The following is a 20,931-nucleotide window of genomic DNA, read 5'->3' on the forward strand; positions in this document are numbered from 1 at the left end:
AAATCGCGATAAATTAAGGAGTTTTCCCATGAAAAGATGGATCAAAAATTTTTTTCTGATAGCCGTGGCAGTACTTGTACTTGCGTTTGCAGGCTTTTTCATATGGTCACAGCAGACATATAAAGCAACTGAAGACCTTTACAACTCGACCAATATTCAAAAGGAAAACACAGCAGACGGCTATTTGCTTTTTGAACCGGTGAATCAGAAGACAAATACGGGCATTATTTTTTATCCCGGAGCAAAGGTCGAGCCTGAAGCTTACGCCTATCTTGCCGAGCAGCTTGCTCAGCGGGGATATACAGCGGCGATTGTCAAAATGCCTTTTAACCTGGCGATTGCCGGCATCAATAAAGCCGGGAATGTAATTAAAGACAATCCGGAAATCACAAAATGGTATCTGGGAGGGCACTCACTTGGGGGAGCTTCAGCATCGATCTATGCCTATGACCACCAGGATACAATAAAAGGACTGTTCCTTATGGCTGCCTATCCCACAGATTCCAGTGATTTTTCCGGGACTGATTTTCCGATTTTGACAATTTACGGAGAGAAAGACGGTTTGGCCACTCTTGATGATATCCGGGAGAAAAAACACCTGCTTTCAGAGGATACATTTTTCTATCAAATTAAAGGCGGAAATCATGCGCAGTTCGGCATTTACGGCAATCAAAAAGGCGATAATGAAGCGGACATCAACGTTTATATTCAGCAGGACCTTATTGTTAATACAATCGACAGATGGATCATCATGAATCAATAAGTTTTAAACAAAAAAACTGCACCCCTTCAAATAGCTTAAGGGTGCAGTATCTTATAATTATTTTACTGCCTCAAGAAACTCCTCTGCATCCTGAACTATAAGAGCCACTGCGTCTTTCCAGAAATCCTCTTTTGTCAGATCAGCGCCAAGATGCTTCATGGCAAGATCTTCAACCTGCATCGAGCCTGTATCTTTAAGCAAGGCAATGTATTTCTGCTCAAAAGCAGCTCCTTCCTCAAGCGCTTTTGCATAGATTCCAAGCGAGAACAAGTAACCGAATGTATACGGGAAGTTATAGAATGGAACGCCCGTAATATGAAAGTGGAGCTTTGATGCCCAGAAGTGCGGGTGATACTCGCCTAATGAATCACAATAGGCTTCTTTCTGAGCGTCTTCCATCAGCTCGCTGATTCTCTCGGCACTCACCATTCCTTTTTTGCGCTCTTCATAAAACGCATTTTCGAAAATAAAACGGCCATGTATGTTCATCAGAAGCGCCACACTGCGCTGTACTTTATCTTCAAGCAGGGCAAGGCGCTCTTCTTCCGTTTTTGCTTTTTTCACTGAAGCATCCGCCACAATCATCTCGGCAAATGTCGAAGCCGTTTCCGCCACATTCATCGCATAGCTGCGGTTCAGCGGATGAACGCCTGCCATTGCATGCTGGTGAAACGCATGGCCAAGCTCATGGGCAAGAGTCGCAATGTTTGAAGGCGTGCCTGAGAACGTCATAAAGATGCGGGACTGGTCGCTCTCAGGAAAGCTTGTGCAAAATCCGCCCGGCGCCTTTCCCTGTCTGTCTTCCGCTTCGATCCAGCGGTCCTCAAAGGCTTTTTTCGTAAAAGAGGTAAGCTCCTCTCCGAAGTTTGAGAACTGATCTAGAATAAACTCAGCTCCCTCCTGGTAGGAAACCTTCGACTCTTTGCCGCCGATCGGCGCATCAAGATCATACCAGCTGAGTTTCTCCACCCCGAGAAGCTCTGCTTTTCTTTTTAAATACTTCACTAGAGACTGCTTGTTTTCAGAGATAACTTTCCACATGACATCAAGCGTCTCCCGCTTCATCCGGTTGATTTCAAGGGGCTCGCTGAGCACGTCGTTCCAGCCGCGCTTTTCGTAGACATTCAGCCTGAAGCCCGCAAGATGATTCAGCGTTTGTGCAAATAAATCAGCTTTGCTTCCCCATGCTTTTTCCCACTCTTCAAAAACAGCCTTGCGTACTTCACGGTCCCCGCTTGAGAATTTATTGGCCGCCTGGCCAACGGAAAGTTCTTTTACTTCTCCATTTTCTCTGAATGGAATTTTCACCGTTGAGACGAGAGTGTCATAAAACTGTCCCCACGCATGATATCCATCAACAGAAAGAGCATTGATCAGCGTTTCCTGCTCCATCGGCAGTTTATTCTTCGCTTTGTTTCTGCGTTCAGTTAGCACATAGCTGAGGTCAGCCAGACTTTCCGTCAGAATAAGCTCTTCCCAGATTCTATCCTCCACTTTTACAAGCTTTTGATCAAGGCTTGCGAGTGCATTCTGAAAGTGAGAGCTGAGCTGCGTTACTTTCCCTCTCAGAACAGCAGCGTTTTTGTCCTCTGTATCCTGGGCCTGCAGGCAGCCGACAAATGCACCCGCCTGTCTAATTCTTTTTGCAATCCCCTGAAATGAATCAAGGATTTCATTAAGGTAAACGTGATCCTCTTTTGAGCTTGGCACATCCAGCTGATCTGCCTCGGCCTTAAATAATGGAACGTCCTTTTCAAGCTCTTCTAAGTGGCGCTTAAAACTTTCAGACTTGCTGCCTCCTCCGAAAAACACATTCAAATCCCATGTTTCTGCATATGTAGCGGCTTTCATAATTCTACCCCCTATTAAGTATTTCGCTGCACTAAATAAACTGACAGGTCTATTATATAACATCCGTTTGAATTTTTGTATAATTCTTACTCTTTTTAAAATCAAAAAAAAAACAACCCGCAGGCTGTTCTTATTTACTTTACAGATTTATCTGATTTTACCTCATCGTCATCCATTAAGCCTTTTGTTGCATTCTTGAATTCTCTCAGTGTTTTGCCTGCAGCTTTGCCCAGCTCCGGAAGTTTTTTCGGTCCGAAAAGCAGGAGTGCCACAAACACAATCAACATGATTTCGCCGAATCCCAAGTTCATCATGTACCCTTCTTCCATGTCATATTTTCATAAAAATAGAAAGAAAACGTTATCTTTGTAAATTATAGTAGATTCCTGTGTACATTGCAAAGTGAAGTTTTGGTGACAATTATTTCAAGATATCATGCAAATATTGCTAAATGGGATATCTCGTTGACAAATTTATATCCCCCTGCTAAATTAATGCTATTAAAATAACATTAAAAATCCTCACGACATCTCAGTGAGGTAGAGGTTGCGCGATTGGAAGAGTAGCATGCATGAGGCCGGTGGGGCTGATGAACGCATGACGAAAGGCCTTCGCGCCGAAGTGTATAACAGCCACACTGTTATACGCTGGGACGGCATCGAACAGGTGCCGGACTGCCGCAGATTTTTCTGCGGAGTGCTATCTGGAGATGATGGTGAGTTTTTGCGTATTCTGGCGCACGGACTTTTCCGTGCGTCTTTTTGTTTGTTTCTATCAAGAATGACACAGACTGAAAATAAGGTATGTGTTCCATAGGAGGTTTCACATTTTGAAACAGAAAAAATGGGGTTTTTGGCTGTTAACAGCCTTTGTTGTAGGAAATATGGTCGGATCGGGTATTTTCATGCTTCCGAGTACACTTGCACAAACGGCAAGTCCTCTCGGTGTAACGAGCGCCTGGCTTGTCACTGGATTCGGCGTACTGATGATTGCTCTTGTTTTCGGCAATCTTTCTATCCGCAGACCGGATTTGACGGCCGGTCCTCAAAGCTATGCGAAAGCACTTTTTGATTCGCCTAAAAAAGGAAATGTCGCAGGCTTCAGTATGGTCTGGGGATACTGGGTCGCGAACTGGATCAGCAATGTCGCCATTATCACCAGCTTTGCCGGCTATTTATCTTCCTTTTTTCCGATTATGTCTGACAAATCGGTTCTTTTTACGATAGGTTCACAGGACGTTCAGCTTGGGAGAGCAGTAACGTTTGCTGTGTGTACCATCCTGCTTTGGGGTACTCATTCCATTCTTGTCACAAACATGACGGGTGCAGGGAAGCTTAATTTTGCTGCTACCGCTTCTAAAGTCATTGGATTTATGCTGTTTATCATTGCCGGATTATTTGCACTCGAATCTGCCTCTTTCGGCGAATTCTATTTCCCGGTTGAAACAGACAGCGGCAGTACACTCGGACTGACAAGTCAAATTCAGTTCGCCGCGATCTCAACTTTATGGGCGTTTGTCGGCATTGAATCGGCCGTTATTCTTTCAGGTCGTGCATCTTCACAAAAAGATGTGAAAAAAGCGACTATTACCGGCTTAATCATTGCTGTTTTCATCTATATGATTATCACACTTATAACCATGGCCGTTCTTCCGCATGAACAGCTGCAGACCTCCGACAAACCATTCGTCGATGTGCTCTCCGTTATTTTAGGAGATGCAGGAGCGAATGCGATGGCTCTGCTCGCCGTTGTGTCTCTGTTCGGTTCCACCATCGGCTGGATTCTGCTTTCTTCTGAAGTGCCGTATCAGGCCGCGAAATCAGGCATCTTCCCGGCATTCTTTGCAAAGACCAATAAAAAAGGCAGTCCCTTAAATGCCCTGCTGATAACAAATTTGATGTCGCAGATTTTCATTTTCTCAACGATTTCAGGAACCATCAGCGAAGCTTATACGTTCCTGACAACGTCAGCTACACTTGCTTATCTTTTCCCGTACCTAGTATCCTCCATCTTCTTCCTGAAGCTGATTGCTAAAGGAGAAACGTATGATCTGGTAAAGGGTTCGCGTGTAAAAGACGGGATCATCGCGTCCATAGCCTGTATTTATTCTGTCTGGGTTATCGTCACCGGAACAGCAGACCTTAAAACATTTGCTTTAGGTGTCGGCCTTTTCCTTGCAGGCTTTGTGATCTATCCATTCCTTGTAAAGTACATGAAAAAAGAAGAATCTGCCTCTGCTTAACCAAAAAGGGCTGCATCCATTATGCAGCCCTTTTAATTTGCTGCCGGAGCAAACATCTGGCTTGCACAATACTCAATGATTTCTCTCCTTCTTATGATTCCAATGAAGATTCCTTTGTCATCAGTCACTGGCACAAAATTCTGTTCCATGGCCCTTGTAATAATATGTTCCATCTCAGCCTGAATGGAAATGGGCTCGTTTTTGCGGTGATAAGGAATTTCCGTCAGCCGGATGTTTTCTGTGTTATGAAAATTCAGGTTTGGGGTATTTTTCAGCTTCCAGAGCAGATCTCCCTCTGTCAGCGTCGTGACATATTTCCCTTCTTGATCAAGCAGAGGGACCGCTGAATAGCGGTGGTATTCCATCTTTTCAAGCGCCTGACGCATCGTCGACTGGATAGGCAAATAGACAACTTCCTTTTTTGGAATCAGGAAAAAAGCAATATTCATTTCTTAAAAGTCCTCTCTATATTTTTCCATCTGACACAATATGAATATCAATGTTTTCTGTTTTTCTCATAATTGTATTTACGATAGACCCTTTTCGGATTTCCTCCCATCTTGTTCTTGCTGACTGCCCAAGGAGAATTTGGGTCACATGGTATTTCGTTGCTGTTTCTATGATGATGTCTGCAGGTTTCCGGTTTCTCTCATGCTCAAGCAAAAAGACGGCATTGAATTGAGAGGACAGCAGCTTCCACCTTTCCATTTTTTCTCTCATCTCCTGGGTAAATGATTCTTCCGGTAATTTTGCTGCATGGAGGATAAAAAGCTGTGCTCGGAGCCGGTTCGCCATCCTCCAGCCTCTTCTGATGAGTTTTTCTGCTGTGGGGCCGTAGCCCACGCAGACAAGTATTTTTTCATGTACGCCTATGGGACCATATGAAAGGTTTCCGCTGATCTGCTCCATTTTTTCATCTACATCGTCCGCCACTTCTCTAAGGGAGAGCTCCCTTAAAGCAGAAAGATTGGGAACAGTAAAGAAATGGGAGAGACTTTGCTCAATCTTGTCAGAGCCGTAAATTTTACCTTCTGACATTCTTTTTCTCAGCGTTTCAGGCGTCACATCAATCAGCTGGATTTCGCTTGCTCTTTGAACAAACAAATCAGGCACGCGTTCGCGCACCGCTACTCTCGTAATTTGCTGAACAATATCATGGACACTTTCCAGATGCTGAATATTGACGGCGGACATGACATGGATGCCTGCTTCCAGTATTTCTTCTACATCCATATACCTTTTAAGATTTTTAGAGCCTGGTATATTGGTGTGGGCAAGCTCGTCAATAATAACAACCGCCGGCTTTCTTTCAATAATGGCCTCCACATGCAGTTCTCTGAATATACTTCCTTTATACGTCATCTCTTTTAGCGGGATAACTTCAAGGTCTTTTACCAGATCCTCTGTTTCTCTTCTTCCATGACACTCTATCAGTCCAATAACTGCATCAATTCCTTCAAGCTTTAAATCATGGGCATCCTGAAGCATTTTATACGATTTTCCAACCCCTGGGGCAGCTCCGACATAAAGCTTCAGTTTGCCCCGGTTCATTTCTGCAATTTCATCAAGCAGCTCCTGTGGGGTTTTCCTCCTGAAATATGGATGGTTTTCGGTCATATTTTCACCGCCTCTAAAATAAGCGTGTCAGCTGTTTGCAAATATTCAGCCTCAGCGCAATCGGCAGCTGAGGCGAATCTATTATTATGGCTGTTTTCGCATAAATATTATATTACAGTGGCATCCGTTCCCTTTCGCTCCACTATTTTTAAAAATCTATGCTAAAACAACATAGACTTTTTATTGTTTCGTTATTGTTCTCAAATCCAGATTCAATTTAAGAACATTCAATCTTTCTTCCCCAAACAGTCCAAGTTCCCTTCCCTGCACATGTTTTTCAATCAGTTTTTCAAGTTCAGCTTTGTTAATTCCTGTTGCTTCTGAAACGCGATCGAGCTGCACGTAGGCTGCTTTTGGACTAATGTGCGGATCAAGACCTGAGCCTGAATTTGTCAGCAGGTCATTCGGTACATCGCTGATTTTCGTTTCAGGATTGTTTTTTTTCCACTCTATTATAGATTCCTTCGTGCGGTTCAGCATATCCTCATTGGATGGTGCATAGTTGTTGGAGCCTGATCCTGCACCGTTGTATTCAATGCTTGAGACTCTTCCGTGGAAATAGCCTTCTTCTGTAAAAGTCTGTCCGATCAGCTCAGAACCTATCACCTTATCATTCTCATCATAAATTAAACTTCCATCTGCCTTATGAGGAGCAGCCGCCTGGGCAATTCCTGTTACCGCAACCGGATATACCAGGCCGCAGAAGGCCATTAACACAAGGGTCATTCTGATAATCGGCCCTATCATTGATTGTTTTTCTTCCATTGTATAAACCTCTTTTCTTCTTATATAAATAGAGCAAGGCAGAGATCGATCATTTTAATGCCGATAAAAGGAACCAGCACTCCTCCGAAACCGTATACCAGCAGATTTTTTCTGAGCAGGGCATTTGAACTCATCGGTTTATAGCTGACACCTTTCATTGCGAGAGGAATCAGAATCGGGATAATAACTGCGTTAAAAATCAAGGCTGACAGGATCGCAGAGATTGGCGAATCAAGTCTCATGACATTCAGCATATTCATTTCCGGAATGGCGAGCATAAACACGGCTGGTATGATGGCAAAATATTTGGCAATATCGTTTGCGATACTGAAGGTTGTCAGTGCCCCGCGTGTCATCAGCAGCTGCTTTCCGATTGAGACAACTTCAATGATTTTCGTCGGGTTCGAATCCAGATCCACCATATTCGCAGCTTCCTTGGCAGCGGCCGTTCCGCTGTTCATGGCAAGACCTACATCTGCCTGTGCAAGTGCAGGGGCATCATTTGTACCGTCACCCGTCATGGCAACAAGCTTGCCCTGTGATTGTTCATATTTAATGACTTCGATTTTGTCCTCAGGCTTGCACTCTGCAATAAATTCGTCAACTCCTGCTTCTTTTGCGATTGTGGCAGCTGTGAGAGGATTATCTCCCGTACACATAACGGTCTTGATCCCCATGCTGCGAAGCATGTCAAACCGCTCTTTCATTCCGGGCTTCACCGTATCTTTCAAATAAATTAATCCGAAGATCTGATTATTCATGGCTACAGCAAGCGGCGTACCGCCGGCCTTGGAAATGTCATCCGTTTTTTTATCAAGATCAGCAGGGATGACTCCTCCATGTGACAGAACCCATTTCTTCACGGCATCAACCGCGCCTTTTCTTACAACCGTCCCATCAGGCAAATCCATGCCGCTCATGCGGGTTTCGGCTTTGAACTCAATGAACGTTCCTCCAGCTGCAAGATCCGTTCTATATGAAAGCTGCTTGTTCTTTAACAGCTCAAGAACCGATCTTCCCTCAGGTGTTTCATCATCCAGTGAACTGATGGCTGTCCATTGGGCAAGGTCCTGCATCGGGGCATTGCCGACAGGAATGAACTCACTTGCCATCCGGTTTCCGAATGTAATCGTACCTGTTTTGTCCAGAATGATGGTGTTTATATCACCTGCAGCTTCAACGGCTTTACCAGACATGGCAATGACGTTGAACTGGGTTACCCGGTCCATCCCGGCGATTCCAATCGCGGATAGCAATCCCCCGATTGTCGTGGGAATCAGGCAAACCAGCAGTGCAATCAGAACAGGTATTTCTAGTTGAAAACCGAGATAATCCGCATAAAAAGGAAGTGTTACAACGACAATCATGAAAATGAGTGTCAAGCTAGTTAAAACCGTATTCAGAGCAATTTCATTCGGTGTCTTCTGACGCTGTGCACCCTCAACAAGAGCAATCATTTTATCAAGGAAGGATTCTCCCGGATCACTTGTGATTCTCACTTTAATCTCGTCGCTGACCACCTTAGTTCCTCCTGTTACGGAGTTGAAGTCCCCTCCTGCTTCCTTAATAACAGGAGCAGATTCTCCTGTAATGGCTGATTCATCAACAGATGCAAGACCGGAGATAACCTCACCGTCCCCTGGAATAAACTCTCCCTGTGATACAATAACCACATCTCCTTTGCGGAGCGAAGCGGAGTCAATTTTTTCAATCTCTCCATTAGGTTTCAGGCGATTGGCCGTCATTTCTTTCTTGGAATTTTTCAGCGAGTTTGCCTGAGCCATTCCCCGTCCTTCTGCCAAAGCTTCAGCAAAGTTAGCAAATAACACGGTGAACAAAAGAATCAGTGAGACCGTTAAATTAAACGTCACGTTTACTTCTGCAGATCCAAAAGCAGAAGGTGCAAAAGTGAGCAGCAATGTCAGGAAGAAACCAATTTCTACAATAAACATGATTGGATTTTTCACCATGATTCGCGGATCAAGCTTAATAAAAGATGCCTTTATTGCGTTTCCAATCAGCCCTTTATCCACTTTCGTTCTGCATTCCGGCTTCTGATCTTCCGGCTCTGTCTGTCTTGCATCTTCCATCTGATCATACCTTTCAGCAGCCTTCACTGCGGTTGCTAATGATGTCTTACTCATTTCGGATCCTCCAATTAGGTTTATAAAGTTAAAAACTCTGCGACCGGTCCTAAAACCAGTACCGGGAAGAATGTCAATGCCCCTACAATAAATACCGCTCCGACAAATATGGTGCCAAACAAACTAGTATCTGTACGGAATGTTCCGATTGTTTCCGGCACAAGCTTTTTAGAAGCTAATGATGCTCCAACAGCAAGCATGGCAATGATGCCAAAGTATCTGCCGATAAACATGACTATTCCTGTTGAGATGTTCCAGAACGGAGTGGCATCTCCAAGACCTTCAAAGCCTGAGCCGTTATTGGCTGCAGAAGATGTGTATTCATAAAGAACTTGGGAAAGCCCATGGAATCCCGGATTTGAAATACCGTCAGATCCTAGCGGCGTATAAAGCGCAAGGGCTGTTGATCCCAGAATCAGAAACGGATGAATCAGCAAGGTAACAGCGATCAGTTTCATTTCTTTTCCTTCTATTTTCTTGCCAAGGAATTCTGGCGTGCGCCCTACCATCAGGCCAGATAAGAAAACGGCGATGACAGCGTACATGATGATATTCATAAAGCCAGCTCCAATCCCGCCGAAAACCGTATTCAAAAGCATATTCGACAAGGCCAGCATCCCTGTGATGGGAGAAAGCGTATCATGCATGGTATTAACCGCTCCTGTTTCAGAAGCTGTTGTCACGATTGCATAAAGAGCAGATTGTGCCGCACCAAAGCGGACCTCTTTGCCTTCCATGCTTCCTGATGCCTGCTCAAGGCCTGCTTCAGCCAATCTTGGGTTACCCTGATATTCAGATAAAAGAGCTGTTCCAAGAAAGACCACGAAAATCATGGCCATTGCAGCAAATAGGATTCTGCCCTGCTTTGCGTTTCCGACCATTTTTCCATACGTGAAAGGAAGGGCTGTCGGAATCAGCAGCATCAAAAGAATTTGCAGCAGGTTGCTAATCCCGTTAGGATTTTCAAAAGGATGGGCTGAGTTGACACCGAAGAATCCTCCTCCGTTGTTGCCCACTTCCTTAATGGATAAAAGAGAAGCAACAGGGCCCATTGCGATCGTCTGATCCGCGCCTTCTACGGTTTTTGCCGTCACACTTGAATCCAGCGTCTGAGGAACACCAAGAAAAACAAATACCAGACCCGTTACAAAGGCTATCGGCAAAAGAACACGAGTAATGGAACGAATTAAATCTACAAAGAAATTTCCAAGAGGGTTGCCTGAAAGTCCTCTTATTAATGCAATGGCTGCAGCAAATGCTGTAGCAGGAGCGACAAACATCATAAACGTAATGCCGATCATCTGAGAAAGATAAGATAATCCGCTCTCTCCGCTGTAATGCTGAAGATTTGTATTGGTCATAAAGCTGATGGCCGTATTAAATGCAAGTGTCGGATCCATTCCGGCAATGCCGCTCGGATTCAGCGGAAGCGAACCCTGAAAACGAAACACTAGGTAAACGATAAAAATCATGAAAATATTTGAAATCAGTAGAGCAGAAGCATATTGCCTGAAACTTTGATTCGTTTGTTTGATTCCGCTTAGTTTATAAACCGCATGTTCAAAAGGGCCAAAAAAAGCATCAAGTTTCGTTGTTTCATAAGAAAACGCACGCGCAATGTAGTTGCCTGCAGGCTTTGCCAGCAGGACGACAAGCGCCAATGTCAGGATAATGGAAAGTATGGATAGTACACTCAATGTCTCTTCCTCCGCAAGTTAAAATTTTTCAGGGTTTACCAATGCATAAAGCAAATAGAGCGTGATGGCGGCGATTCCGCCGAGCAAAACAATCGTCACTTTTCTTCCCTTCCTTCAGTCACAATCTTTTCAGACCATTTTACAAGTCCTGACATAAGCAGCGTTAAAGCTGCAAATGAGAGAATCATGATACTGTCAAGCATTTAAATCCCCCGTTCTTATTGAATCAGAAATTTTACGTTATCCAATCTTGAATACATGACATGCTGAGCGCCGAGCAATTCATAAAGCTTAGCCGGATAATTCGCTCTTTTTGTAATCACCGTAATCGGCGCCCTGACACTCGCTTTGAGTATTTCCATCAGCCGGCAGGTCTCAGCTATTTTGTCTTCGAGCAAAAGCACTCGTGAAATGGGCTCGTTTATAATCAGGTACTGTGCATGTTGCTTAATAAAATAAATGGTTTTAAACCCTTTGGTTCTCAAATGACTTTCTACACTGTAATCTCCGGTAATAAATGACAGAGATGAATTCTCCGGGAGAATCTCATCCAGGCAGCCAAGCCTCGTATAGCTCGGAATGCAAATCAGCATCGTTTCCATGACGTTCCCTTCCTTTTCAAATCAATAAAAACCGCGGAAGAGGGTCTCTTCCGCGGTTTTTAGGCATCACTTAAAAAAGCATGCAGCACCTGCGATTTTGATTTCCCTCACTGCGCTTTCGGGGTTAGCTGTCGGATTCGGGCTATGAGAGCTGCCCTGCCACCTTTTCAGATGGATTCACCCCAAGCGGCTGTATGCCGCAGAAGATTGGTTCCCCCGATTTCATTGTGAAATTAAGCGTCCAGGTATTCAGTTCTGATTTGACATCTCTTTTAGAGATCCACCTCCTTAAATCATTCTCGTATTTTAACCTTGCTTCATTTCGCCAAGCCAGTACGAGCACGTTCCAGGCTTGCTGAAAATCACGTATCGTGCTCCCAGTTTTTTATATAGGTCATAGTGTCTGCTGTCATCTGTCATCACGATAATCCGCATCGTGCCCAGATCTGAGAAAAAGGTTGTTAATTCAAATCCTTCATTGATCGAATCCGATATAACATAAACAGAACGATAATTTGAAAACTTCTTTTCCAATTCGATCAGGTTATCCATTCGTGTGTTTCCATCTTTAGAGTTCGACAGTTCACACGCATACTGCTCATAGTTCATGACGTCTGCAAATCTTCTATTCACGCTTATACTCTCTACGACAGAACCGAATAAATCTCCCTTGCCTATAACCAGTGTGTGATTCATCGTCATCCCCCGCACATTCATATATAACGGTATTTTTTCCTCCTGCCGGCTCCACCCCTATTGGATGAAGCAGCCCAAGTGTAAAAAAAAAGAGACCAATGCTTACCCTTCCCCCAAATAGATCCATATCCAATCAAATCAGCAGAATGTCCATAAGACAGCTGATTGATCTACATATGGCTGTTTTGGAGAAAAAGTACTCATTGGTCTACTTAACGCCTAGCAAGCCGAAGCCCTCTTTGCGTTCCGTCTTCCGTTTTTTCCTTTTTCGAATGAATTGCATGCATCAAAAAGACCTTTTACAGTCCCCAGGCCTCTTCTCTGCCTTAAAAAAGGGCAGTAAAAAAAAGACTCCTGTTAAGGCGGTCTTTTGACCTCCTTCGCTTTAGCCGACGAAGTTAGCTGACGGGTAGGATGGCGAAAGATCTCATCCTTCCTGCAAATGCAGAATTAACCCCAAAAAATTGGTTCCTCCGCTCCCGAATCTCGGGACTAGGCCGTTATGCAATTCGTGATTACGTGATTATCTTACTCCCGCGGTGAGATCGTGTAAACAATTAAATACACCGAAAATCAGGTGAATTATACTGCTTTCGCCTTTCATTCTCTCTATTACTCTTATTTGCTCATGTTATTACAAAATTTAAGTCTTTTTTTTAACGATTGCTGCAGCATATTACCAGCATACTATTCCCTATCATTTACAGTTTGCTATTGACAGGGTCTGGGTGTGTAAGTAAGATAAACTCGTCAATGTATGCAAAGCGCACTCACCAGCAAGATAAGATTTTGTCATTGTATGACGGTGGATCTGCGCAACTGCAGCAGCAATGTTAATCAAAAGCATGTTTGCCGGGGGTATATTCATATGGCTGTGTCGCCAAAAAAAAAATTAGAAATGGAACTTAGTGAAGCCTTTATTAAGCTTCAAAGAGACTTAATTGGACGCGGTCCTCAGGAGACCAGAACATACATTGTCCATGATATGGTGATCGCGAGGTTCAAAGGTGTTCTCACAGTTGAAGAAAAACACCTTGTTGAAAACGAGAATGGCAGAAAGCTTGTGAAACAAATGAGACAAGTCCTGCGTGAAATGTACAGTAAAGAGTTTGAGGAAATCGTAGAAAGATGCACCGGCTGCAAAGTGCTGTCCAGCCACAGCGACATCAGCACCAAAATGGGGGAACGGATTGAGGTTTTTGTGGTAGATAAGGATTTAGAGCGTTCTCTCGAATCAAAAGGCTAAAAACTGTATTTCAAAAGGAGTATGCATAGCTCGCATACTCTTTTTTTCTTTGTATTTAACTGGTTTCTACCCCATTTCAACCCCCTTCTCAGGAATAATAAATAATAATCTAAAGATATACAATAAATTAAAAAAGAGAGAATGAGAGAGAAAACGAAAGAAAAACAGAGTCTGGATAGATTTATTTCTAAATTATTCCTCTTTTTCAGAGCTTTACAAGTAAAATTACCCGGGCGTATGATAGGCTCAATTTATTTCCTAATTCGCAGAATCCGCTAAAGGAACGGGGGACCCAATCTTCCGGGGTGAAGCCGCAGCATCAAGCGGCCGGGCGACTCTTACCGTCCGAATCCGTCAGCTAACTCCGTATGCGTTGTTTGAGAGAGGAAGGTGTGAACATTCAGAGCCGGCTAAAACCCGCTTGCTGAAACAAAAATATAATCCTTCGATTTTTCAAAAACCGTTCGTACTATCAGACAAAAATTAAAAAATCGGGGTGTTTTTTATGTTGACCATTTTAGATACGTTAAGTGAAATCAAGGCAGAAATAGCAGAAAAGCATGTAGAATTGCTGCACCTTCAGTTTGTTGATCTTGAAGGGAATTTAAAGCATGTCACCATTACAGCTGATCAGATTGATGAGGCGGTGGAAGGTAAAATGATGTTTGACGGGTCGTCAATCACGGGCTTCTGTCCAATTAATCAGTCCGACCTATATTTAAAGCCTGATTTGAACACATTTGCCATCATTCCCTGGTCAGTTGAGGAAAAGTATGCGGAAGCAAGGTTTCTATGCAGCATTCACAATCCGGATATGACTCCTTATGAAGGTGATCCGAGATTTGTGCTGCAGCAGGCAATGAAAAGAGCAAAATCACTCAGTTATTCCATCAGCATCGGGCCTGAATTGGAATTCTTCCTTTTCAAAACCGACGAGAATGGAAATCCGACAACAAATCCGCATGATCTGGGAGGCTATTTCGAACCCGCTCATGATTTAGGTGAAAAAGTGAGGCTTGAGATCTACCGGACGTTAAAAGCAATGGGCTTCAAAATTGAAGCCTCACACCATGAAGTAGCAAACGGCCAGCATGAAATCAACTTCCGTTTTAACGATGCCCTGACTTCTGCCGATAATGCAACGACTTATAAATGGGTTGTTAAAAATGTCGCAAAGCAATTTAATCTGCATGCTTCTTTTATGCCTAAACCGGTTCAAGGAATAAACGGATCAGGCATGCACGTGAACATCTCGCTGCTTAAGGATAGGGAAAATACGTTTTACGACGAAAACGATGATATGCAGCTTTCAAATGAAGCCTACTACTTTATCAATGGCATACTGACCTATATTGAAGAAGTGACCGCCATCACTAACCCGATTGTTAATTCGTACAAGCGGCTTGTTCCTGGCTTTGAAGCTCCTTGCTATATTGCCTGGTCAACCTCAAACCGTTCAACCTTAATTCGCATACCGGCAAAAAGAGGGGCTGCAACACGCATTGAAGTGAGGCATCCTGATCCAAGCGCTAATCCATACCTTGCTTATGCCGCGATTGCTGAAGCCGGAATGGCAGGCATTGCCTTATCAGAATTCCCGAAGGCTGCTGTGCATGATGACATATTCAGCATGACAGAATCAGAGCGGCTTGAAAAAGGCATCAAGCATCTTCCAGATAACCTTGAGACAGCACTGGATTTGCTGGAAAACGGCCCACTTGCGAAAATGGTTCTAGGGCCTCACGTTTTCCGTCAATTTCTTCTTCATAAAAGGGCTGAATGGCACGAATACAGAAATACCGTACATTTATGGGAAATTGAACGTTATCAGATGAAATTTTAATAGAAAATCAAAAACCCCGGTTCATTGTTGAATCGGGATTTTTTGTGTCTCATTCCGTGAAGGAATTCATAATTTCCGGCCAGTTGGTTAACGTAAGAAAATAAGCTGATTCGCAAGGTGAGCGGACTTGTTATTATATCAATATACTTTTGTGAGAGTGTTATTCTCAACTGTTGGAGGATACTGTATGAATTCCCTTTTCCGAAAAAAATCAATTACCGACCTGCTTGCCCAAAGTCAGCAAAAGTCACTTGAACGCACGATGGGTGCAATGGATTTGACCCTGCTCGGCATCGGAGCCATCGTGGGTACGGGCATTTTTGTTCTGACAGGAGTGGTTGCTGCAGAAGCTGCGGGCCCTGCACTCATTCTGTCTTTTATCCTGTCCGGTATTGCATGTGCGCTTGCTGCCTTTTGTTATGCCGAGTTCGCTTCCTCCGTGCCGATTTCAGGGAGCGTGTATACCTATACATATGCAACACTTGGAGAGTTTTTTGCTTTTTTAATCGGGTGGGACCTGATGCTTGAATATCTGCTTGCCACTTCTGCTGTTGCAACCGGCTGGTCTGCTTACTTTCAATCACTGCTCGCAGGTTTCGGACTGGACCTGCCCAAGGCCATCACCTCCGCTCCCGGAGCTGGAAAGGGCGGATTGATCGATTTGCCTGCTGTGTGCATCATCTTCTTAATCACCGCACTTCTGTCAAAAGGAATCAAAGAAAGCACCCGCGTCAACAACATCATGGTGTTCGTCAAACTTGCCGTGATCATCGCTTTTATCGTAGCTGGTGTGTGGTATGTTAAGCCTGCAAACTGGACGCCGTTTGTACCTTTTGGTTTTGACGGGATTGTTACAGGTGCTGCGACTGTGTTTTTTGCCTATATCGGGTTTGATGCTGTTGCCACTGCAGCTGAAGAAGTGAAGAGACCACAGCGGGATGTCCCAATCGGCATTATTGCTTCTTTGACTGTTTGTACAGCTCTGTATATCATCGTTTCGCTTATTTTGACAGGAATGGTTCCTTATACAAAACTGAATGTAGCCGATCCGGTTTCTTTCGCCCTTCACTTTGTCGGTCAGAACACACTGGCAGGCTTCGTTTCTGTCGGAGCAATTGCAGGTATTACGACTGTGCTTCTCGTGATGATGTATGCGCAGGTCCGGATTTCATTTGCGATGAGCCGTGACGGACTGCTTCCAAGCGTTTTATCAAGTGTGCATCCATCATTTAAAACACCGTTTAAAAATACGTGGCTGACAGGTCTCGTTGCTGCAGCCATTGCGGGCTTCGTCGATTTGACTACACTGGCCCATTTAGTGAATCTGGGTACCCTTGCAGCCTTTACCCTGATATCAATCGCTGTGATTGTTCTGAGAAAAACACACCCAACCCTTGAGAGGGCATTCAAAGTGCCGTTCGTCCCTGTATTTCCGGCAATCAGCGCCTTGTTCTGCATCTATCTCATGACGAGCCTTCCCGCCATCACATGGACTTCCTTTATCATTTGGATTGTAATCGGGGCCGTCATCTATTTTGTATACGCAAGGAAAAACAGCAAACTAGTTTAGATCGCAAAAAAAACCTTTCTCCGCTGCAGGAGAAAGGTTTTTACTCTTTATGATCGTCTGACCTGTCTGAAAAAGTACCCGACTAGCAGCAGTGCGACAGCAAATGAAATCATGACAATAAACTTCAGATGATCATGCAGAACGCTTTTCCCAAAAACGGGTTCTACATCTGCTACTGCGCTTTTCACAAGCTTATTTTTTTCAGCTTTCACAGGATCAAGCGGATGTTTGGCGAGTTCCCGGCCATCTTCACCGTCAATCGTCAAATTTCCGTTGGTATCCACATCAGCAGAAATGGTCTCATGTGTTTTTCTGGCATAATAAAGCGGCTCATCCAATGTGAACTCCTGTCCTTCTTGATCCTTATAATATGTTCCAGAAGCGACAAATTCGGATGTGAAATTTGCAAAGCCGTAATCAAGCAGCTTGACCGTATCTTTGTAAGACATACGGTCTGTCTTTGCATTCAGCGTGACAGCGATCAGCCTGATATTTTCTCTTTCAGCGAGAGTCGACAGCGTAAAACCGGACTGGCTGACATATCCGTTCTTTCCCCCCACCATTCCTTCATATGGGGTCGCCTGCAGAAGTTTGTGATGATTGTGGAGAGTTGTGTCCCAGGTTTCCCCGTCCCATTTCAGCTCGGCTGTTGAAAAGATCTCGCGGAAGATTTCGTTTTGTGATGCATACTGAGTCAAAGCAGCCAAATCTTCCGCTGTAGTGACATGATTCGGGTCAAAAAGACCGTGCGGGTTCGTAAAATGAGTATCCTCAAGCCCTACTTTCTTCTCCAAAAACTCATTCATTTCCTTTGAAAATGTTTCTACATTTCCGCTGATATGTTCAGCAATGGCAATTCCTGCATCATTCCCGGAATTGATCATGAGTCCCTGAATCAGCTTTTTCAGTGGCACCTGTTCGCCTGCCTCAAGATACACTCTTGTCCCGTCGGCATTTCTGGCATTTTCGCTGACAGTTACGATATCATCCAAATTCCCATTTTCAATCGCATAGATGGCTGTGGCCATTTTTGTCACACTAGCAGGGTACATCTCGGCATCGCTTTTTTTCGAATAGAGAATCTGGCCGGAATCAGCATCGATCAGGACGGCTGATTCACTTTCGATTGCCGGTTCATTTGCCGACAGTTCCTCTGCTGATGGTTCTGAAGAAAAAATCATACCTAAAAAGAAGCTCGCTGCAAGAATCAAAGGGGTTTTTTTCATCTATATAAATCTCCTGATTGTAGTAGTCTATATTCATTCCGTATACAAGCATAACAGGTAATAAAACGGCATGACAATGTAAAGTTATAGAAACGGATGCATAAACGTTCATTTTACCTGAATTTATAGAAAAATCTGTATTTTTATTGATTTGACTTCCAATTCTGCCTGTCATATACTTTACCTGACGAACGTCAGGAAGGCGGTTTTCAATGTGACCTCAGAACAGCTTAAACAGGCGGCCATCCGCCTATTTGCCGATTATGGCTATGAAGGTACTTCACTGGCTGACATTGCTGCTGAAGTTGGAATAAAGAAACAGTCGATTTACACCCATTTTAAAAATAAGGATGAACTCTTTCTTAAAGCGATGGCTGATGTTCTTGAAAAGGAAATTGAATATGCAAAAGCTTCATTTTCTTCTTCAGAACAGCCTCATCTAAAAGAAATTCTCTTCTCCTATTTGACGGATTATGTGCACCGTTTCGAAGTGGAGGCGGAAACAAAATTCATGCTGAGAATTAGCTTTTTGCCCCCCTCACATTTATATCGGGAGGTCATGGAAAAAGTTTATGTGTACCTCGATACGTTTGAAGAACTGCTCATCAGCGTTTTTGAAAATCAGCCTGCTCTTGCTGTAAAACCGTCTGAAGCGGCCACGGCGTATATGGGTGTCGCAGATGCTGTTTTCGCCGAAATGCTTTATGGCGGACCTTCGCGCGTGCAAAAACGGCTGGATAGCTGTTTTTGCGTTTATTGGAATGGAATTAAAAGAAAAGCGGAGCCGACCGTTTAGCCCTGACAGGCATCCAAAATATCATTCGGTAAAGAAGGTGCTTTTCTGCCTCTCATCCGTTTTCATCGATGATATGGAAACATAAGGAAAGGACGATTATCATGAACAAAGACTGGACGAAAGTATTTATGGCCGGTTTTATTGAAGTCATTTGGGTTGCCGGTCTGAAGTATTCAGACAGCTGGCTTGAATGGCTGGGAACCATCATCACAATCTGCATCAGCTTTTACCTGCTGATCAGTGCATCGAAAAGACTGCCTGTCAGTACGGTTTACGCTGTTTTTACGGGACTTGGGGCAGCCGGAACCGTTATAGCAGAAATTCTGTTTTTTAATGAGCCTTTTCAGCTGGTTAAAATCCTTTTAATCACCGTTTTAGTATGCGGGGTTATCGGGTTAAAAACACTGTCTGATGACAAAAAAGAGGAGGCTTCCATATAATGGACTGGGCGTTTCTAATTGGGGCCGGCCTGTTTGAAGTAGCCGGTGTTATCGGGATTAATAAAATGAAGGAATCTAAGGGAATCGTTCCACTGCTGATTATGATTGCAGGTTTTTCGCTAAGCTTTCTGCTGCTGAATCAGTCCCTCCAGACGATTTCACTCGGGACTGCCTATTCCGTCTGGACAGGAATCGGATCTGCCGGGAGTGCGCTGATCGGCATCTTGTTCTACGGGGATTCAAAGAGCTGGAAACGGATATTATTCATCAGCATGATTATTTCCGCAACGGTAGGGCTCAAACTGGTTTCGTAAGGAGTTTTTACTTTTGATTAAATATTCGTTTCTCGTGTTTATTGGCGCATGCAGCTACGGTATCATTTCAACAATTATCAAGCTTGCCTACAAACAGGGCTATTCAGTGGAAGAAGTGATCGGCAGCCAGTATGTGACTGGCTTTCTTCTGTTTTTAGTCTGCTCCCTTCTCTTTTCAAGAAAAAAAGCGACATGGAAACAGGCGCTCTTCTTGATGCTGACAGGGACGACGACAAGTTTTACAGGGATTTTTTACGGCAAATCACTTGAAACCGTTCCGGCGTCCATTGCGATTATTCTGCTGTTTCAATTTACATGGATCGGCATTTTAATTGAGGCAGTTTATCTTAAAAAGAGACCTGACAGAGCGAAGCTTTTCGCTGTCCTTCTTTTGCTTATAGGCACTTTCATGGCAGGCAACCTGTTCGGGAAAGAAGCAGTCAGCTTAACGGACCCGGGAATCATCTGGGGCCTTTTCTCGGCTGTCTCTTTTTCCCTCTTTATCTTTGCAAGCGGAAAAGTGGCAGCTGAGCTTCCATCGCTGAACAGAAGCTTGTTCATGTCGTTTGGGGCGGCGATCTTTCTCACCGTCCTTTTCACTCCCGATTTTATGACAAATGGTTCTCTTCAGGAAGGACTATGGAAATTCGCCTTGCCGCTCGGCTTTTTCGGCGTGTTTATCCCGGTTGTGCTGTTTTCCATCGGCACTCCTAAAATAGGCTCAGGACTCGCCACGATTGTCGGTGCTGCCGAACTGCCAGCAGCCGTTCTATGCTCGGTCTTTTTTCTGAAAGAATCGGTGAACCTGGTGCAGACGGCCGGTATTATGCTTATCCTTTTGGGAATTTCCGTCCCGCAGCTTTTTTATTATTTTCGGCAGAAAAAGAAGGTAAGTCATACGCTGGATATGTAAGGTGATATGCACAGCAAAAAGAGGAAAAAACGTGAATCGTATGCTATACGTACACTGGATGGAGATTATAACGTAAGGAAACCCTCAAATCGTATGCTATTCGTACACCAGATGAAGATTATAACGTAAGAAAACACTCGAATCGTACGCTATATGTACACCAGATGAAAATTATAACGTAAGGAAACACTCGAATCGTACGCTAT

Annotated in this window: 20 protein-coding genes and 4 riboswitches; of the genes, 9 read left to right on the plus strand and 11 right to left on the minus strand. The window is 44.0% G+C overall.

Annotated features, from left to right (window positions below; translation table 11 throughout):
- The first annotated feature begins 28 nt into the window (after nt 1-28).
- Nucleotides 29-763, plus strand: coding sequence for an alpha/beta fold hydrolase (locus JOJ89_RS18140; RefSeq protein WP_029284287.1), 735 nt, complete (start codon nt 29-31; stop codon nt 761-763).
- A 57-nt stretch (nt 764-820) separates the two neighbouring features.
- Here JOJ89_RS18140 and JOJ89_RS18145 read toward each other — a convergent pair whose 3' ends face one another.
- The gene (locus JOJ89_RS18145) at nt 821-2,614 is read right to left on the minus strand and encodes a M3 family oligoendopeptidase (RefSeq protein ID WP_203288785.1); all 1,794 of its coding nucleotides are present in this window, start codon (nt 2,612-2,614) and stop codon (nt 821-823) included.
- Between the two features lie 134 nt (nt 2,615-2,748).
- Complete coding sequence (locus JOJ89_RS18150) at nt 2,749-2,925, minus strand: twin-arginine translocase TatA/TatE family subunit (protein WP_029284291.1); 177 nt, start codon at nt 2,923-2,925, stop codon at nt 2,749-2,751.
- 221 nt (nt 2,926-3,146) lie between these two features.
- Nucleotides 3,147-3,324, plus strand: a riboswitch (Lysine riboswitch).
- A 116-nt stretch (nt 3,325-3,440) separates the two neighbouring features.
- Here JOJ89_RS18150 and JOJ89_RS18155 point away from each other — a divergent pair.
- The gene (locus JOJ89_RS18155; protein ID WP_203290383.1) at nt 3,441-4,856 is read left to right on the plus strand and encodes an amino acid permease; all 1,416 of its coding nucleotides are present in this window, start codon (nt 3,441-3,443) and stop codon (nt 4,854-4,856) included.
- A gap of 32 nt (nt 4,857-4,888) precedes the next feature.
- On the opposite strand, the gene JOJ89_RS18160 is transcribed toward JOJ89_RS18155, so the two are convergent.
- The 8 genes from JOJ89_RS18160 to JOJ89_RS18200 form a co-directional block, all read right to left on the minus strand.
- A complete protein-coding gene (locus tag JOJ89_RS18160; protein WP_203288787.1) occupies nt 4,889-5,305 on the minus strand; it encodes a CBS domain-containing protein in 417 nt (138 codons plus the stop codon).
- A 16-nt stretch (nt 5,306-5,321) separates the two neighbouring features.
- The gene (gene kdpDN, locus JOJ89_RS18165) at nt 5,322-6,473 is read right to left on the minus strand and encodes a KdpD-like non-kinase potassium sensor (RefSeq protein WP_203288789.1); all 1,152 of its coding nucleotides are present in this window, start codon (nt 6,471-6,473) and stop codon (nt 5,322-5,324) included.
- Between the two features lie 180 nt (nt 6,474-6,653).
- Nucleotides 6,654-7,238, minus strand: coding sequence for a potassium-transporting ATPase subunit KdpC (kdpC, locus tag JOJ89_RS18170; RefSeq protein ID WP_203288791.1), 585 nt, complete (start codon nt 7,236-7,238; stop codon nt 6,654-6,656).
- A gap of 20 nt (nt 7,239-7,258) precedes the next feature.
- Nucleotides 7,259-9,328: a potassium-transporting ATPase subunit KdpB gene (gene kdpB / locus JOJ89_RS18175; RefSeq protein ID WP_481825279.1), complete on the minus strand. Its 2,070-nt coding sequence runs from the start codon at nt 9,326-9,328 to the stop codon at nt 7,259-7,261.
- Between the two features lie 74 nt (nt 9,329-9,402).
- A complete protein-coding gene (gene kdpA / locus JOJ89_RS18180; RefSeq protein WP_051827374.1) occupies nt 9,403-11,079 on the minus strand; it encodes a potassium-transporting ATPase subunit KdpA in 1,677 nt (558 codons plus the stop codon).
- An 18-nt stretch (nt 11,080-11,097) separates the two neighbouring features.
- Entirely contained in the window at nt 11,098-11,178 is an 81-nt protein-coding gene (locus tag JOJ89_RS21405) for a potassium-transporting ATPase subunit F (protein ID WP_081414239.1), read from the minus strand.
- Between the two features lie 119 nt (nt 11,179-11,297).
- Nucleotides 11,298-11,681: a hypothetical protein gene (locus JOJ89_RS18195; protein WP_051827375.1), complete on the minus strand. Its 384-nt coding sequence runs from the start codon at nt 11,679-11,681 to the stop codon at nt 11,298-11,300.
- Nucleotides 11,682-11,780: 99 nt separating this feature from the next.
- Nucleotides 11,781-11,931, minus strand: a riboswitch (cyclic di-AMP (ydaO/yuaA leader).
- 56 nt (nt 11,932-11,987) lie between these two features.
- Nucleotides 11,988-12,377 carry a hypothetical protein gene (locus JOJ89_RS18200; RefSeq protein WP_203288795.1) on the minus strand — a complete coding sequence of 130 codons (390 nt, stop codon included), beginning with the start codon at nt 12,375-12,377 and terminating at the stop codon, nt 11,988-11,990.
- A 372-nt stretch (nt 12,378-12,749) separates the two neighbouring features.
- Nucleotides 12,750-12,886: riboswitch (cyclic di-AMP (ydaO/yuaA leader) on the minus strand.
- Between the two features lie 359 nt (nt 12,887-13,245).
- Here JOJ89_RS18200 and JOJ89_RS18205 point away from each other — a divergent pair.
- From JOJ89_RS18205 to bcaP, 3 genes are all read left to right on the plus strand, one after another.
- The gene (locus JOJ89_RS18205) at nt 13,246-13,623 is read left to right on the plus strand and encodes a Na-translocating system protein MpsC family protein (protein ID WP_029284313.1); all 378 of its coding nucleotides are present in this window, start codon (nt 13,246-13,248) and stop codon (nt 13,621-13,623) included.
- Between the two features lie 254 nt (nt 13,624-13,877).
- Nucleotides 13,878-14,012: riboswitch (cyclic di-AMP (ydaO/yuaA leader) on the plus strand.
- 116 nt (nt 14,013-14,128) lie between these two features.
- A complete protein-coding gene (gene glnA, locus JOJ89_RS18210) occupies nt 14,129-15,466 on the plus strand; it encodes a type I glutamate--ammonia ligase (RefSeq protein ID WP_203288804.1) in 1,338 nt (445 codons plus the stop codon).
- Between the two features lie 187 nt (nt 15,467-15,653).
- Nucleotides 15,654-17,036: a branched-chain amino acid transporter BcaP gene (gene bcaP / locus JOJ89_RS18215; RefSeq protein WP_203288806.1), complete on the plus strand. Its 1,383-nt coding sequence runs from the start codon at nt 15,654-15,656 to the stop codon at nt 17,034-17,036.
- A gap of 47 nt (nt 17,037-17,083) precedes the next feature.
- On the opposite strand, the gene JOJ89_RS18220 is transcribed toward bcaP, so the two are convergent.
- Nucleotides 17,084-18,262, minus strand: a complete 1,179-nt coding sequence (locus JOJ89_RS18220) for a D-alanyl-D-alanine carboxypeptidase family protein (protein ID WP_203288808.1) — start codon at nt 18,260-18,262, stop codon at nt 17,084-17,086.
- A 214-nt stretch (nt 18,263-18,476) separates the two neighbouring features.
- Here JOJ89_RS18220 and JOJ89_RS18225 point away from each other — a divergent pair, with 214 nt between their 5' ends.
- The 4 genes from JOJ89_RS18225 (at nt 18,477) to JOJ89_RS18240 (ending at nt 20,725) form a co-directional block, all read left to right on the plus strand.
- A complete protein-coding gene (locus JOJ89_RS18225) occupies nt 18,477-19,058 on the plus strand; it encodes a TetR/AcrR family transcriptional regulator (RefSeq protein WP_203288810.1) in 582 nt (193 codons plus the stop codon).
- A 101-nt stretch (nt 19,059-19,159) separates the two neighbouring features.
- Entirely contained in the window at nt 19,160-19,498 is a 339-nt protein-coding gene (locus JOJ89_RS18230; RefSeq protein WP_029566692.1) for a DMT family transporter, read from the plus strand.
- The gene (locus JOJ89_RS18235; RefSeq protein WP_029284326.1) at nt 19,498-19,812 is read left to right on the plus strand and encodes a DMT family transporter; all 315 of its coding nucleotides are present in this window, start codon (nt 19,498-19,500) and stop codon (nt 19,810-19,812) included. The genes JOJ89_RS18230 and JOJ89_RS18235 overlap by 1 nt, the downstream gene beginning before the upstream one ends.
- A gap of 13 nt (nt 19,813-19,825) precedes the next feature.
- A complete protein-coding gene (locus JOJ89_RS18240) occupies nt 19,826-20,725 on the plus strand; it encodes an EamA family transporter (RefSeq protein WP_203288812.1) in 900 nt (299 codons plus the stop codon).
- The last annotated feature ends 206 nt before the right edge of the window (nt 20,726-20,931 follow it).

The organism is Metabacillus sp. cB07 (assembly GCF_016839225.1).
In the GTDB taxonomy this organism is placed as follows: domain Bacteria; phylum Bacillota; class Bacilli; order Bacillales; family Bacillaceae; genus Bacillus_P; species Bacillus_P indicus.